The sequence below is a fragment of the Vibrio sp. 10N.261.54.E10 genome, from assembly GCF_002877735.2.
Taxonomy (GTDB): Bacteria; Pseudomonadota; Gammaproteobacteria; order Enterobacterales; family Vibrionaceae; genus Vibrio; species Vibrio crassostreae_C.
In genome coordinates this window covers 2018364-2032917 of the sequence record NZ_MCXE02000001.1, presented here as the reverse complement: position 1 = coordinate 2032917, position 14554 = coordinate 2018364, and the positions used below count along the sequence as shown (strand labels likewise).

15 protein-coding genes and 1 pseudogene are annotated in these 14554 nt (G+C 44.9%); 13 read left to right on the top strand and 3 right to left on the bottom strand.

Annotation, left to right across the window (positions count from 1 at the left end):
- Nucleotides 1–125: 125 nt before the first annotated feature.
- From truA to purF, 6 genes are all read left to right on the top strand, one after another.
- On the top strand, nt 126–920 hold the full coding sequence (gene truA / locus BCU07_RS08840; RefSeq protein WP_004734161.1) for a tRNA pseudouridine(38-40) synthase TruA: 795 nt from the start codon (nt 126–128) through the stop codon (nt 918–920).
- Nucleotides 921–1096: 176 nt separating this feature from the next.
- Entirely contained in the window at nt 1097–2023 is a 927-nt protein-coding gene (accD, locus tag BCU07_RS08835; RefSeq protein ID WP_017062348.1) for an acetyl-CoA carboxylase, carboxyltransferase subunit beta, read from the top strand.
- A 42-nt stretch (nt 2024–2065) separates the two neighbouring features.
- On the top strand, nt 2066–3328 hold the full coding sequence (gene folC, locus BCU07_RS08830; protein WP_102428819.1) for a bifunctional tetrahydrofolate synthase/dihydrofolate synthase: 1263 nt from the start codon (nt 2066–2068) through the stop codon (nt 3326–3328).
- The gene (locus BCU07_RS08825; protein WP_017084069.1) at nt 3329–3901 is read left to right on the top strand and encodes an SPOR domain-containing protein; all 573 of its coding nucleotides are present in this window, start codon (nt 3329–3331) and stop codon (nt 3899–3901) included.
- 61 nt (nt 3902–3962) lie between these two features.
- Nucleotides 3963–4454 (top strand): CvpA family protein, encoded by a 492-nt coding sequence (locus tag BCU07_RS08820; RefSeq protein ID WP_009848678.1) that lies wholly within the window; start codon nt 3963–3965, stop codon nt 4452–4454.
- Nucleotides 4455–4488: 34 nt separating this feature from the next.
- Nucleotides 4489–6003: an amidophosphoribosyltransferase gene (gene purF / locus BCU07_RS08815; RefSeq protein WP_102428820.1), complete on the top strand. Its 1515-nt coding sequence runs from the start codon at nt 4489–4491 to the stop codon at nt 6001–6003.
- A gap of 100 nt (nt 6004–6103) precedes the next feature.
- Here the strand turns inward: purF and BCU07_RS08810 are convergent, their stop codons facing one another.
- The gene (locus tag BCU07_RS08810; RefSeq protein WP_017062344.1) at nt 6104–6979 is read right to left on the bottom strand and encodes a LysR family transcriptional regulator; all 876 of its coding nucleotides are present in this window, start codon (nt 6977–6979) and stop codon (nt 6104–6106) included.
- 228 nt (nt 6980–7207) lie between these two features.
- Between BCU07_RS08810 and BCU07_RS08805 the strand changes: the two genes are divergently transcribed.
- From BCU07_RS08805 to recR, 7 genes are all read left to right on the top strand, one after another.
- Nucleotides 7208–8311 (top strand): response regulator, encoded by a 1104-nt coding sequence (locus tag BCU07_RS08805; RefSeq protein WP_102428821.1) that lies wholly within the window; start codon nt 7208–7210, stop codon nt 8309–8311.
- A gap of 148 nt (nt 8312–8459) precedes the next feature.
- Complete coding sequence (locus BCU07_RS08800; RefSeq protein ID WP_017067606.1) at nt 8460–8597, top strand: hypothetical protein; 138 nt, start codon at nt 8460–8462, stop codon at nt 8595–8597.
- 74 nt (nt 8598–8671) lie between these two features.
- Entirely contained in the window at nt 8672–9043 is a 372-nt protein-coding gene (locus BCU07_RS08795) for a YbaN family protein (protein WP_029225617.1), read from the top strand.
- A 161-nt stretch (nt 9044–9204) separates the two neighbouring features.
- The gene (apt, locus tag BCU07_RS08790; protein ID WP_017062340.1) at nt 9205–9750 is read left to right on the top strand and encodes an adenine phosphoribosyltransferase; all 546 of its coding nucleotides are present in this window, start codon (nt 9205–9207) and stop codon (nt 9748–9750) included.
- An 18-nt stretch (nt 9751–9768) separates the two neighbouring features.
- On the top strand, nt 9769–11997 hold the full coding sequence (dnaX, locus tag BCU07_RS08785; protein WP_102428822.1) for a DNA polymerase III subunit gamma/tau: 2229 nt from the start codon (nt 9769–9771) through the stop codon (nt 11995–11997).
- Nucleotides 11998–12149: 152 nt separating this feature from the next.
- A complete protein-coding gene (locus BCU07_RS08780) occupies nt 12150–12479 on the top strand; it encodes a YbaB/EbfC family nucleoid-associated protein (protein WP_017062338.1) in 330 nt (109 codons plus the stop codon).
- A gap of 78 nt (nt 12480–12557) precedes the next feature.
- Nucleotides 12558–13157, top strand: coding sequence for a recombination mediator RecR (recR, locus tag BCU07_RS08775; protein ID WP_019823189.1), 600 nt, complete (start codon nt 12558–12560; stop codon nt 13155–13157).
- Between the two features lie 46 nt (nt 13158–13203).
- Here the strand turns inward: recR and BCU07_RS08770 are convergent, their stop codons facing one another.
- Together BCU07_RS08770 and BCU07_RS08765 are read right to left on the bottom strand one after the other, a co-directional pair.
- Nucleotides 13204–14046: an IS3 family transposase gene (locus BCU07_RS08770; RefSeq protein WP_372123428.1), complete on the bottom strand. Its 843-nt coding sequence runs from the start codon at nt 14044–14046 to the stop codon at nt 13204–13206.
- Nucleotides 14043–14552: pseudogene (locus BCU07_RS08765) on the bottom strand (helix-turn-helix domain-containing protein). Before BCU07_RS08765 ends, BCU07_RS08770 begins: the two are co-directional and overlap by 4 nt.
- Between the last annotated feature and the right edge of the window lie 2 nt (nt 14553–14554).

Genomic DNA, 14554 nt, shown 5'->3' with positions numbered 1-14554 from the left:
TTTGGTTTTTCAACAGCATCGTCTCGGTCGATGCTGATTGTTTATTGAAGTTTTAGCCCCATCCTATTTGGGCTAGCACTGATTTCCGTATATAATTCTCGCCCATTTTCAAAGAGAACAAGAACATGAAAATTGCTTTAGGTATTGAATATAACGGTACCCACTACTTTGGTTGGCAGCGCCAACGAGACGTGAAAAGTGTCCAAGAAGAATTGGAAAAGGCTCTTTCAGTTGTCGCGAATCACCCTGTAGAAGTTATGTGCGCAGGTCGTACAGATGCCGGTGTTCACGGTACGGGACAAGTCGTTCACTTTGAAACTAATGTCGATCGTAAAATGGTGGCATGGACAATGGGCGCGAATGCCAACATGCCAAAAGATATTGCGGTTCGTTGGGCGACAGAAGTGAATGAGGATTTCCATGCTCGTTTCTCGGCTACTGCCCGCCGTTATCGCTACATTATCTTTAACCATGCACTACGCCCAGGCATTTTGAATTCAGGTGTGAGCCATTATCATGGTCATCTTGATGAGAAAAAAATGCATGAAGCGGGTCAGTACTTACTTGGTGAGAATGACTTCACTTCGTTCAGGGCAACACACTGTCAATCTCGTAGCCCATGGAGAAACATGATTCACTTGAACGTGACTCGTCATGGACACTACATTGTGATCGATATTAAAGCGAATGCGTTTGTTCACCACATGGTGAGGAATATTACGGGTAGCCTTATTGCCGTAGGTAAAGGTGAGCAGAAACCAGAGTGGATCCAGTGGCTTTTAGAAGCTAAAGATCGAAAAGTAGCCGGCGCAACTGCAAAAGCGGAAGGTTTGTATCTGGTGGATGTTGATTATCCTGAACATTTTGAGCTACCACGAGAGCCAATTGGTCCTCTATTTTTACCGGATAATTTGAACTAAATGTGAGACTTAGGTTCAAAAATTATTACGGTTTAGTGCGTAAGATAGTCCCAGAAAATAGGTACAACCAGTTTTTTATCTACAGTCGCTGTTTTATGTGCTTTAATTCCCACGCATAATTCCCAAATTTATTTCTTTCGCAATCAAGCGGAAGAATCGAAACAAAAAGGTCTTCCATGAGTTGGCTTGAAAAGATTTTAGAAAAAAGCAACATCGTAACATCTCGTAAAGCGTCTATCCCTGAGGGTGTTTGGACGAAATGTACTTCTTGTGAGCAGGTTCTGTACCATGCTGAACTAGAGCGTAACCTAGAAGTATGTCCAAAATGTGACCATCACATGCGCATGAAAGCACGTCGTCGTCTGGATACATTCCTAGACAAAGGTGAGCGTGTTGAACTAGGTGCTGATCTTGAGCCACAAGACAAGCTGAAGTTTAAAGACTCTAAGCGTTACAAAGAACGTATCTCTGCTGCTCAAAAGAACAGTGGTGAAACAGACGCATTAGTTGCAATGAAAGGCGAACTATTGGGTTTACCTATCGTAGCGTGTGCTTTTGAATTCTCATTCATGGGCGGCTCAATGGGTTCTGTTGTTGGTGCTCGTTTCGTGAAAGCGGTAGATGCTGCTATCGAGAACAACTGTGGTTTAGTGTGTTTCTCTGCAAGTGGTGGTGCTCGTATGCAAGAGGCATTGATGTCTCTAATGCAAATGGCGAAAACCAGTGCTGCGCTTGAGCGTTTATCTGCGAAAGGCCTACCGTTTGTTTCAGTTATGACTGATCCAACAATGGGTGGTGTTTCTGCAAGTTTGGCAATGCTTGGCGATATCAATATTGGTGAACCAAAAGCACTGATCGGTTTTGCTGGACGTCGTGTAATCGAACAAACGGTACGTGAAGACCTTCCTGAAGGTTTCCAACGCAGTGAGTTCCTACTAGACCACGGTGCTATCGACATGATTGTTGACCGTCGTGAGATGCGTCAGCGCGTTGCAAGCCTTGTTGCTAAAATGACCAACCAGCCTTCACCATTAGTAGTTTCTGTGAACGATTCACCGAATGAAGCTACTTATGAAGTACCAGAAGCGCCAGAAAAAGGGTAAAGTACCTTCTAACAAACCAACTTAATTATGGTTATGAGTTAGATGAGTCAACAACCTATTCCTCAAGCCACATCCTCTTTGGAGATGTGGCTTGATTATTTATCAAACATCCACACAAGCGCTATTGATCTTGGATTAGACCGAGTTCAGGCCGTCGCCTCTAAGGCAAACCTCACCAAACCTGCTCAACATGTTATTACTGTTGCCGGAACCAATGGCAAAGGCTCAACATGTGCACTGATGGAAGCGATTCTATTGGACGCTGGTTACTCAGTTGGTGTCTACAGCTCTCCTCACTTAATTCGCTATAACGAACGTGTTCGTATCAACGGCCAAGATCTATCTGATGAAAAGATGGTTCAGTCTTTCGATTTCATTGAGAAAGAGCGTGGCGAAATCAGCCTGAGTTTTTTCGAATATGGCACTTTAGCGGCGTTACGTGCATTTCAAACTGAAGCGGTTGATGTTGTGCTTTTAGAAGTGGGTTTAGGCGGGCGTTTAGACGCGACCAATATCGTTGAGCATGATGTTTCTGTGATTACTAGTTTGGCTGTCGACCATGTTGACTGGCTAGGTGATGACATCAATGTGATTGGTTTTGAGAAAGCGGGCATTTATCGTAGCGGTAAACCCGCTATCTGTGGTCAACCCAAGCCACCGGCTACGGTTGCAGCGCACGCTGATGACATTAAGGCTGAGTTCTACCAAGTCGGTATTCAATACACTTATGATGTTGACGGTGATACGTGGAACTGGCGCAGTGGTGCATTCCAACTAGAATCACTACCTATTCCAAGCCTGCCGTTACCTAACGCTGCAACAGCGTTGATGGCATTGGGCACATCAGAGCTTAGTATTAGCGACGTGAACGTGGTTAACGGCATGAAGAATGCGCAGCTTCCAGGTCGTATGCAGCAAATTAGCGAACAACCGGTGATTGTGCTTGATGTGGCGCACAACCCGCATTCTGCTGAGTACTTTGCGCAGCAAGTCGCGAAGAAGTATGCAGGCAAAAATTTACACGTTGTAGTCGCCATGCTTCATGACAAAGATATCCCCGCGACATTGGAAGTATTAGCACCAATCACAACACATTGGTACCCAGCTTCGCTGAACGGCCCACGAGCCGCAACAGCGGCTGAATTGTGTCAAAGCCTACCTCAAGGTGTAGAGCAGCATTCAAACCCTGTAGCAGCGTTTGAAGCGGCTTTAGCTTCTGTTAAAGGTGACGATGTTGTACTGGTGGTCGGTTCTTTCCATACTGTGGGTGAAGTATTGGAGCATTGGCAGAAAAAAGGAAACTAAATGGCAAGTAAATTCCAAAGCCGATTAGTCGGTACCATCATTTTAGTGGCCATTGGTGTGATTGTATTGCCCGATGTGCTGGATGGTAAGAAGCTCCACTATAAAGAAGAGTTTGCAAGCATTCCGATTAAGCCAGAGCTTGATAGTAATGTAGAAGTTTTTGAAGTACTCGACCCTGTTGAAGATCAGATTGCACTGCCGGATTCTCCGGTTGAGCGAGTGGTTGAAAGTGGTGTTGATAATTCAGATAAGCAAACTGCGTCGGCTTCCAGTAACAAAGAAGCGGATAAAGTGGCAGTGGTGGTTAAGCCAGTACCGGAAAAAAATGAATACCAAGACAGTGCTTGGATTATTCAATTGATGGCTTTGAAGAATGCTGACAACGCAAAAAACGTTGTTAAGGATCTGCAAAAGCGTGGTTACCAGGCTCACACCAAGCAAGAAAAAACGTTTACGCGAGTAATTATTGGCCCGGATGTCTCTAAATCCAAACTTGAGCGACAAATTAAGGAATTAGAAAAAATTACGGGTTCAAAAGGCCAATTGCTCAAATTTAAACCGTTAAATCCATAAGAAAACGTTTGCGTCAGCATTTTTTCTGTTAAAATGCGCGCCAACTTAAGATGAAGAATTCATGAATTGGTTAGATTTTGTCATTTTAGGCGTGATCGGCTTCTCTGCCGTGATCAGTTTAGTTCGTGGTTTCGCTAAAGAAGCCTTGTCACTCGTTATTTGGTTTGGAGCATTTTTTATTGCTAGCCAGTACTACGCTAAATTAGCCATGTACTTCACCAATATCGAAGATGAGATGTTTCGAAACGGAACTGCGATAGCAGCATTGTTTGTTGCGACGTTAGTTGTTGGTGCCTTAGTTAACTATGTCATCGGTCAACTAGTTCAGAAAACAGGCCTGTCAGGTACAGACAGAATCCTCGGTGTCGTCTTTGGTGGCTTACGTGGTGTTTTGATTGTTTCTGCAGTGTTGTTTTTCATGGATGCGTTTACTGCATTCCCAAGTTCTGAGTGGTGGAAGAATTCGCAATTGGTTCCAGAATTTAGTCGAATCATTGCGCCGTTCTTCGAGCATTTACAAGCAACATCTAGTTTCTTATCTGGCGCGCTCTAGCGCCAGTTAATGTCGAAAAATCGAGGATTAGGACATGTGTGGTATTGTTGGAATCGTGGGTTCAACACCTGTAAACCAGTCTATTTATGACGCTTTAACGGTATTGCAGCATCGTGGCCAAGATGCCGCTGGTATTTGTACCATAGAAAGCAATCGTTTCCGTCTGCGTAAGGCGAACGGTTTAGTAAAAGATGTTTTTGAAGCAAAACACATGCAGCGCCTACAAGGTGAAGTTGGTATTGGCCATGTTCGTTATCCTACTGCGGGTAGTTCAAGTGCGTCTGAAGCTCAGCCTTTCTACGTAAACTCTCCTTTTGGCATTACGTTGGCGCACAACGGTAACCTGACGAACGCAAACGAAGTTCGTGAGAAGTTGTTCGAAAAAGACCGTCGTCATGTAAACACAACCTCTGACTCTGAAGTTCTACTGAACGTATTAGCTCATGAGATCGATACTGTTAAAGGTAACGTAACTTCAGATGATGTTTTCCGTGCTGTGGCAAACGTGCACCGTACAATTCGTGGTGCTTACGCCGTAACTGCGATGATCATCGGCCACGGTATGATCGCATTCCGTGACCCACATGGTATTCGTCCACTGTGTCTTGGTAAGCGTGAAGTTCAAGGTAAAACAGAGTACATGGTTGCGTCTGAATCGGTAGCACTCGATGCTGTTGGTTTCGATTTCATGCGCGACGTAGCGCCAGGTGAAGCTATCTACGCAACGTTCGACGGTGAGCTTTTCACTAAGCAATGCGCAGACAACCCACAACTGAACCCATGTATCTTTGAGTTTGTATACTTTGCACGCCCAGATTCATTCATCGACAAAATCTCGGTTTACAGCGCACGCGTTGAGATGGGTGAGATGCTTGGTAAGCGTATTAAAGAAGAGTACGCAGACTTAGACATTGATGTGGTTATCCCAATCCCTGAAACATCAAACGATATTGCGCTAAGAATCGCTCAAGCGATCAATAAGCCATACCGTCAAGGTTTCGTGAAAAACCGCTATGTTGGTCGCACGTTCATCATGCCAGGTCAGCAACAGCGTAAGAAGTCGGTTCGCCGTAAGCTCAACGCAATTCGCTCTGAGTTTAAAGGTAAGAACGTTCTTCTGGTTGACGATTCTATCGTTCGCGGCACAACATCAGAGCAGATCATTGAGATGGCTCGTGATTCTGGCGCAAATAAGGTCTTCATGGTTTCAGCTGCTCCAGAGGTTCGCTTCCCTAACGTTTACGGCATTGATATGCCGAGCGCGACAGAGTTGATTGCTCATGGTCGTGATAACGAAACGATTTGTAAGCAGATTGGCGCAGACGCCTTGATTTTCCAAACGCTACCAGATCTGATTTCTGCAGTGGGCATGGGCAATCAAGACATCTCTCGTTTTGATACTTCTGTATTTAACGGCGAGTATGTAACGGGCGATATCGACCAAGTGTACCTAGATTTCCTAGACTCTTTGCGTAATGACGACTCAAAGGTTCAGCGTGAGATTCAACAAGATCTTGCTAACTTAGAGTTACACAACGAAGGCGCTTAACTAGCGTTTCGTTAGTCATACAGAGTTTCGCTAGCGATACAGAAAATAAAAAACCAGAGCATCGGCTCTGGTTTTTTGTTTATAGAGAAGGGGATTGACCTTAATGAATGTGGTATGCGATCACAAAATCAATAAACAATCTCACTTTCTCTGGTAGATGGTCTTTGTGGTTATAAAGCATGTAAATATCACGAGGGTTAGCGCTCCAGTCTTCTAAGACTTGCACTAAGCTGCCATCTTCAATGTATTCACGAATCATCACGTCAGGCATCAGGGTGATACCTAGGCCTTCTGAGCACGCTTGTCTCACGACATTAAGCGCATTGGCGTTGAAACGGCCTTTCTCGCTATTCACCACCGTCTCTTCATTCGAATTACTCAGCTGCCACTTAATCAGCGGGTAGCCTTTGAGTAGCGAATGGTTCGCTAGCTCTTCAGCATGGCTTGGAGCTGGGTTCTTCGCTAAGTACTCAGGGCTCGCGATAAGAATATCTTTGACTTCACTGATTTTTCGAGCGATTAGGCTTGAATCACGCTGAGGGCCGACTCGGAAAATTACGTCCCACTCCGTTGGATCCAGCTGATCCGCTTGGTTGTTCATCATCAGCTCAATATTGATATCAGGGTATTGAATCATGAATTCACTGAACATTGGCATCATCATGCGCTTGGTCAGGTTTGAGGGTGCCGTAATACGAATCTTACCGGAAGCGCCTTTGCACACGTCAGTTAACTCTTCTGCAGTAGAAGAGAGACGTTGCAACAGCGGAGAGCATTCATTGAAGAAACGTTCGCCTGCCTCTGTTAAAGAAAGTTTACGCGCGTGTCTATTGAGAAGCCTAAGGTTCAAAGAATCTTCTAAGGCTTGGATGCGTCGTGTGATGGTCGCAACCGGAATCATAGTCTTGCGCGATGTTGCGGTGTAGCTCCCATTTTCAACGACGAGTCGAAAGAGGTTTAAATCATCTAATTTCATAAATCCAGACACATTTGTTTACAATCTCATCTAATTTATACGTAACAGTGAGATCAATGTTTGCGTTACGTCAACTCGTTGCACTATTTACAAGTATTCCAACCCTCGTCACGAATTACCAGTAAAGAGTGCAAATTTGTGTATTTAGCATTTTATTACTAAGTTTTATATTAGTTCTTAGAACAGATAACAATAATAATTCGACTTAGTTTTGTGAGGTTATAGATTATGTACAAAACTCACAGTCAGCCAGTAATGACCTCGGCTCAGGAAGTAATTAACCAAAAATGCGTGATGTTGGTTGATGATGATCCTATTTTTCGCCGTATAACCAGCGCGTACCTAGACAAGGTCGGTTATAAAGTGGTTGAGGCTGAAAATGGACTGGACGCTTTGCAGAAACTTAGAGACTCAACGCCAGATTTAATTGTGTGTGACTTATCAATGCCAATACTTGATGGCATAGAGCTTGTGGAAGAGCTCAGTTTAGAGTACCCGTCACTGCCTATGATCGTTGTGTCTGGCACTGATGATATGTCTGACGTGGCGAAAGCCTTGCGATTTGGTATTAAAGACTTCTTGGCGAAGCCGTTAGAGGATCACCGTCACCTAGGAAGTGCGATTGCGAATACATTGACAGATTCGTTCGATAACATTTCAGACCAACGAGATTTTTCGAGCCAATGGTTCTGTGTGGATGATGGGGGAGAGATCCCTGAAGACCAAGAACTGCATTGGCACCTGAATTACCTTCAAGATAACCCAAGCGCAGCAAAAGACTTACTGCATGCGCTGCTTCCAGAGAAAGATACGCGACAAGGCTCATGGCGTTGCAGTTACCGGTTACTGCAATCAACAGAGATGATGCCACTTGTGTTTGACTATGCGTGGATGATGAACGGGCAGTTTGCTTTTTACCTCGTCGATTCATCGTCGTCTGATAATGGCGGCTCCGCGACAACATTGTTAGTGAGAGCGCTGTTCCACGATTACATAAGAAACAGAAAAGATTTTAATGTTGATCTCAAAGATATTGCTGAAATCTTAGAGAAGGGGATTCGTTGCTCTAAATGCTCCACCCCAGTGAATGCCTTGTTTGGTGTTGCTGACCTTGCCGAGGGAACCATCTCCATTTTGCCTGCGGGTCTAGACGGGCAATGGTCGAATGGTGAATTGAATCAATATATTGCAGCAGGTGAGCGCTTGGGTGAGAACTGCAAGAAGAACTTTATTACGCGGGACCTTCCGATCGAACAGGGCTGCCAACTGTCGTTGAGCCTACTTGGAGCGGCAAGTTTTAGTTTAGACATACACCAAGGGTCTACTGATTAACCCTATATTTCCTCGGTTTTTGTGAATAATTGATTAAGGTATAGTTGCGCAAATGGTGTGGCTATGCCTTTTTTGTTAAATGTCGATTTAGCAAAGCGGGTTTGGTTCGCCGGATACTTACCTTCACTAACAAAAACAAGAAGCAATCATGGCAGATAACAAAGACTTTCAAGACCCGTTTAATGTATTCTACTTTTTAGGATTTTTAGCCGCATTTTTAATGATTCCATTGCTACCAGCAACACTTACGTTGATCCGTGTATTCAATGGTTACGCAACATTCTAGTTAAGCTGTCGTCGCCGATTGGTGATAGCTAACTCAAGGAGGCCACAATTAGCGTTCGAGTTTTAAGCCTCAATATTGCTGGTGGCCTTTGTATATTTCTCGCAGTTCTAGGGATAGTTTTGCCCGTTCTGCCAACCACTCCTTTTCTCCTTCTTGCCAGCGCATGCTTCATGCGAAGCAATCCGAAAGTTCATAAATGGATGCATGAGCACAAAACGCTGGGTCCTTTGCTGAACAATTGGTATCAACACGGTGCCGTCACCAAACAAGTTAAAACGCGTGGCGTATTCTTTATCTTGTTGAGTTTTGCGTTATCCATCTACTTTGCCCCTATCATTTGGGTCAAGGCTTTCCTAATTTGTGTACTTGTTATTCTTCTCACATGGTTTATGCGACTTCCAACCCATGAGTTGGTTGCTGACAGCAAAGAAAATCACTACCATTAAGCCAGTGTGCCTGCTTGTATAGCGGGCGTTTATTATTTCAGCAATCAGAGTTATGACTCTCGTTGCAATGAATACCAATCGTACCTTTCCTTAATTCCGAGCGTTGATGTTTGATTCGTTAACGAGAGTTTGGAAAGCGGCCTAATGAAGTGCATAAGATTATGAACACAGAAAAAATCTCTCTGATCAAAGCAAGCATCAAAAGCATTCCTGATTACCCTAAAGCGGGTATTTTGTTCCGTGACGTAACAAGCTTGATGGAAGATCCAGTAGCTTACAAAGCGACTATCGACCTGCTAGCGGAAACATACAAGGACATGGGCTTTACTAAGATCGTTGGTACTGAAGCTCGTGGTTTCCTATTTGGTGCGCCTTTGGCACTTGAGCTAGGTGTTGGCTTCATTCCTGTTCGTAAGCCGGGCAAGCTGCCTCGTCAAACTGTGGCACAATCTTATGAGCTTGAGTACGGCACCGACACTCTAGAAATCCATACTGATGCTATCGTTGAAGGCGATAAAGTGTTGATGGTTGATGATTTGCTAGCAACGGGCGGTACGATTGAAGCAACAACAAAGTTGATTCGTCAGCTTGGTGGTGTGGTAGAACACGCTGCATTTGTTATTAACCTTCCAGAAATCGGTGGTGACAAGCGCTTACAAGGCTTAGGTCTAGAAGTGTTTAGCATCTGCGAATTCGACGGTCACTAATCCTTTTCGGAATTATTCATGAGCTATCTTGCGTTAGCGCGAAAATGGCGACCAACCAAATTCAAAGAAGTGGTTGGTCAAGCCCATGTTTTAACAGCATTAGAGAATGCCCTTAGCCAGAACAGGTTGCACCATGCATACCTGTTCAGCGGTACACGAGGTGTCGGTAAAACGACCATCGGCCGTTTGTTTGCTAAAGGGCTCAACTGTGAAACAGGCATTACCTCAACACCTTGTGGTGAATGTGCAACCTGTAAAGAAATCGATGAAGGTCGCTTTGTTGACCTACTTGAGATTGATGCGGCATCACGTACTAAGGTAGAAGATACCCGCGAGCTTCTGGACAATGTTCAGTACAAGCCTGCACGTGGTCGCTTCAAGGTTTACCTAATCGATGAAGTCCACATGCTTTCTAGGCACAGCTTTAATGCGCTTCTAAAGACCTTAGAAGAGCCGCCTGAGTATGTGAAATTCTTGCTCGCAACAACGGATCCACAGAAGCTTCCAGTGACTATCTTGTCGCGTTGTTTGCAGTTCCACCTTAAGCCGATCAGCGTTGATAATATTCACGAGCAGCTCGATCATATTCTTGAACAAGAAGATGTGACGTCTGAGTCTCGTGCGCTTGGAATGATTGCTCATGCTGCTGATGGCAGTATGCGTGATGCACTAAGCCTTACAGACCAAGCTATCGCATTAGGTAACGGCAATGTCGTAACAGATACTGTTGCTCATATGCTTGGGACACTGGATACCGACCAAGCTATCCACTTGCTTGAAGCGATTAGCAGTAAGCAGCCGCAACAAGCGATGGCGTGTATCCAAAGCCTTGCTGAGAACGGTGTTGAGTGGGACGGTTTGCTGAATCAGCTTGCGACTCAACTGCATCGTCTTGCGATGTTCCAAGCTTTGCCATCTACATTAGATAAGGCACAGCCTGACGCTGAGAAGCTTGAACTACTGAGCAAAGCGCTTAGCCCACAAGACATTCAACTCTACTACCAGATCGTATTGAAAGGTCGTGAAGACTTACCGTTATCGCCAACTGCTCGTGTTGGTATTGAGATGGTAGTTTTACGCATGTTGGCCTTTAGACCTGCTGAACAAGCGGTTGCTACTGCAATCTCGACTCAGTCGGCAAGCCCAGCGCCAGTTCCAGCAGCTCAAGCTCAGAACGTTGCTCAGTCAGTGAGTCAACCTGCGCCAATGGCAGCTCCGAGACAGCCTCAGATGCAACAACAGGCGCCTCAACAGCAAGCTATGCAGCAGCAACCGGTGCAACAGGCTCCGCAGCAGAATCCAGCACAGTATTCAGATTCGCAAGGTTACGCTGATCATTCAGGTAACCAAGGTTATCCAGAACAGGATTACCCACATAGCCAGTATGACGCGCCTCCTGCTTATGATGAGCGTCCAAGCTACGGTGCAGAGCAACCTCAGCAGCAACAAACGAATTATCAAAACCAGAGCCCGGTTCAACAGCCAAGCGTTGCACCTTCTGCTCCGCAAGAGCAGCCGGCGCGTGCAACTTCGCCTGTGAGTGGTTTACGCCACCAATTACGTTCTCAACGTAGAGGCAGTGCGGCAACAGAAAACAAAGGCTCGGCGCCAAAAAAGGCTAAAGCGACACCAGCTAAAACTTCAGTTCTTGATCGAGTTGCTCAGCAACACGGTGGTTCTGAGCGGGTGTCGCCAGCTTCTTTATCAGCCTCTTCGACAGAAAATGTGACCAACGATAATGAACCTTATCGCTGGAAACCGTCTAAACCTGTAGTGAAAGAGGTGAGCAAAGAGCTTACACCTACTCAGATCAAGCGTGCGTTAGAGCATATTAAGACACCAGAAATGGTCGACAAATTGCTTCAAGAGTCGATTGCTCAAGATGAATGGTCCGCCACGATTCAAAAGCTAGAGACAGCCAAGCTTGTTGAACAGTTAGCATTGAACTCAGTGTTTGCTAAAAACGACACATCAATCACTTTAACGTTAAGAGCGAGCCAAGCTCATTTGAATACCGACCGTGCGCAGAGTGAGCTATTGCAGTCTCTCAATACTGTGCTTGGAGAAGAGTGTCATTTGAGTGTTGAAGTCGGTGATGGTGGAGAAACGCCGCTAGAATTACGAGAACGACTGTATCAAGGTAAGTTGAAAGACGCGTTTACCGCTTTAGAAAACGATGCCAACGTACAGTTCATTGAAAGACGTTTTGCCGCTGAACTCGACAGAGACAGCGTTCGTCCTATCTAGAACGTTTTCTTGTTTAGTGACCGGCATATCATCCCAGATAAGCAAATCTGAGAACTGAACATCGAGGGGTTGAATCACACTGTTTTAACCCCCATTTAAGCTCGTATAGCTTAATTAATTTTAATAAACCAATTAGACCAGAGAGTATTAACATGTTTGGTAAAGGCGGTATGGGCAACATGATGAAGCAAGCCCAGCAAATGCAAGAGCGCATGCAAAAGCTTCAAGAAGAAATCGCAAATATGGAAGTTACAGGTGAGTCAGGTGCTGGCCTTGTAAAAGTAACGATCACTGGTAGCCACAGCGTTCGCCGTGTTGATATCGATGAAAGCCTAATGGAAGACGATAAAGAGATGCTTGAAGATCTTATCGCTGCTGCTTTCAACGATGCGGCTCGTCGCGTTGAAGAAACTCAAAAAGAGAAAATGGCTAGCGTAACTGGCGGAATGCAACTTCCACCAGGTATGAAGATGCCTTTCTAAGTAACTTATTCTTAAAGGTTAATTCAGGTGGTGGTTTGTGTTGAACAGGCTATTACCTGAACATTAGAACGGTTAAATATGCGTACCAGTCATATGCTGGAGCATTTGATGGAGGCCTTACGTTGTCTACCTGGGGTTGGCCCCAAGTCGGCGCAGCGTATGGCCTTTCATTTGTTACAGCGCGATAGAAAAGGCGGCCTACAGTTGGCTGAAGCTCTTAGCCAAGCAATGACCGAAATTGGTCACTGTAATGAGTGCCGTACTTTTACTGAAGAAGATACTTGCCACATTTGTACCAATCCTAAACGTCAGGAAAATGGTCAAATCTGTGTAGTAGAGAGCCCAGCAGACATTGCAGCTATCGAAGCAACTGGCCAATATTCAGGTCGTTACTTTGTATTGATGGGTCATCTTTCACCACTTGATGGTATTGGTCCAAGCGACATCGGTCTTGATGTTTTGGACTACCGCCTGCGTCGTGGTGATATCTCTGAAGTAATCCTAGCGACTAACCCAACAGTTGAAGGGGAAGCGACAGCGCACTACATTGCTGAGCTATGTAATGCCCATGAAGTGAACGCTAGCCGTATCGCTCATGGTGTTCCCGTTGGTGGTGAGCTAGAGCTGGTGGATGGCACCACGCTTTCGCACTCCTTACTCGGTCGTCATAAGATCTAAAAAAGCCGCTCATTGTGAAGTGACCCCGTAAAGTTGGACATTTCTGTTAAGCGGCTTTCAAGGCCTGAGTTCGATATTCTATCGGAGTCAGGCCTTTTAGTTTCACTTTTATACGTTTGGTATTGTAGTACTCGATGTATTCTTTAATTTGCTCTATCAGAGCATCTGCATCTTCAAAGCTTTGGTTGTGATACATCTCTGTTTTGAGTAAAGCAAAAAAGTTTTCAGCAACCGCATTATCCAAGCAGTTACCTTTTCTCGACATGCTTTGCGTTAACCCACTCTCCGCTACCTTTTTCTGATACTGTCGATGGCGATATTGCCAACCTTGATCGCTGTGTATAATTGGCTTTGAGTTGGGTTTCAGCTTTGATATAGCCTCCGTCAGCATATCCGTGACAAGCGGCAAGCAGGCATTCTTGGCCACTCTATAAGCAACCACCTCCTGAGTAAACAAGTCGACAACGGGAGATAAGTATACTTTCTGTTCTTTGACTTTGAACTCCGTGACATCAGTTACCCACTTTTCATCGGGTTGAGTCGTACTAAAATCTCTTTCAAGAACGTTGGGAGCTGCTTTTCCTGACTCTCCTCGGTATGAACGATACTTTTTAATCCTGACCGTCGATTTAAGGTTGAGCTGAGCCATAAGTCTTTGAACCGTTTTATGATTAAGCACGAACCCCTGATTTTTTAGTTCCAAGTGAATACGGCGGTAGCTGTATCGCCCCTTATGTTCATGATAAATTGACTTTATCAACCGCTGCTCACGTTCGTAGCTATTTGGGCGCTTGCTCGTTTGAGCCTGATAATAAAAGACACTTTTTGCCAGCTGTAGAGTGTGCAGTAAGTGCTTTAACGGGTACTTGCCTTTAAGAGTTAGAGCTATGACCGCTTTTTCTTTGTTCGACGGTTTTTTTCCTGCTCCAACTCTTCCAACTTTTTTAGAACGGCATTCTCGGTTCGTAAGTAGACCAACTCCTCTTTTAGCTCCTCAAGCGTCATTTCATTATCAGGCTTAGTGGTACGTTGAGGTTGCTGTTTCATTGAGGGTCTTCCTTTCTGGTGCATTTCGAGCCCCTTGATACCGAGCTCATTAAATCGTTTGAGCCAGACAGAGAGTATTCCAGGGGATGAGAGGTTTAATACAGCGCTAGTGTGCGTGAGAGACCATTCATTCGTCCACATTAAATTCAATGCTTTTCGTTTTGTTTAAGCAGTCGCGGCATGCTTAGTTGGTAAAAATGAATCAGTACCATGGATGGCAAAGACTTGAGTCCAATACCGTATCTGCCTTGAAGAAATTGAATATTGTTTTGCTAAGTAGAGAGATGACGTGCCATCTAAGTATTGCTTAGCAATGATACATTTTAGCTCTCGGCTATATTTGGACATAA

Bases quoted from the DNA above. Each gene is read 5' to 3' on its own strand.
- BCU07_RS08800 (WP_017067606.1), top strand. From the start codon at position 8,460: ATGGCAGATAACAAAGACTTTCAAGACCCGTTTAATGTATTCTACTTT.
- folC (WP_102428819.1), top strand. From the start codon at position 2,066: ATGAGTCAACAACCTATTCCTCAAGCCACATCCTCTTTGGAGATGTGG.
- truA (WP_004734161.1), top strand. From the start codon at position 126: ATGAAAATTGCTTTAGGTATTGAATATAACGGTACCCACTACTTTGGT.
- dnaX (WP_102428822.1), top strand. From the start codon at position 9,769: ATGAGCTATCTTGCGTTAGCGCGAAAATGGCGACCAACCAAATTCAAA.
- BCU07_RS08810 (WP_017062344.1), bottom strand. From the start codon at position 6,979: ATGAAATTAGATGATTTAAACCTCTTTCGACTCGTCGTTGAAAATGGG.
- recR (WP_019823189.1), top strand. From the start codon at position 12,558: ATGCGTACCAGTCATATGCTGGAGCATTTGATGGAGGCCTTACGTTGT.
- BCU07_RS08805 (WP_102428821.1), top strand. From the start codon at position 7,208: ATGTACAAAACTCACAGTCAGCCAGTAATGACCTCGGCTCAGGAAGTA.
- accD (WP_017062348.1), top strand. From the start codon at position 1,097: ATGAGTTGGCTTGAAAAGATTTTAGAAAAAAGCAACATCGTAACATCT.
- purF (WP_102428820.1), top strand. From the start codon at position 4,489: ATGTGTGGTATTGTTGGAATCGTGGGTTCAACACCTGTAAACCAGTCT.
- BCU07_RS08825 (WP_017084069.1), top strand. From the start codon at position 3,329: ATGGCAAGTAAATTCCAAAGCCGATTAGTCGGTACCATCATTTTAGTG.
- apt (WP_017062340.1), top strand. From the start codon at position 9,205: ATGAACACAGAAAAAATCTCTCTGATCAAAGCAAGCATCAAAAGCATT.
- BCU07_RS08820 (WP_009848678.1), top strand. From the start codon at position 3,963: ATGAATTGGTTAGATTTTGTCATTTTAGGCGTGATCGGCTTCTCTGCC.
- BCU07_RS08780 (WP_017062338.1), top strand. From the start codon at position 12,150: ATGTTTGGTAAAGGCGGTATGGGCAACATGATGAAGCAAGCCCAGCAA.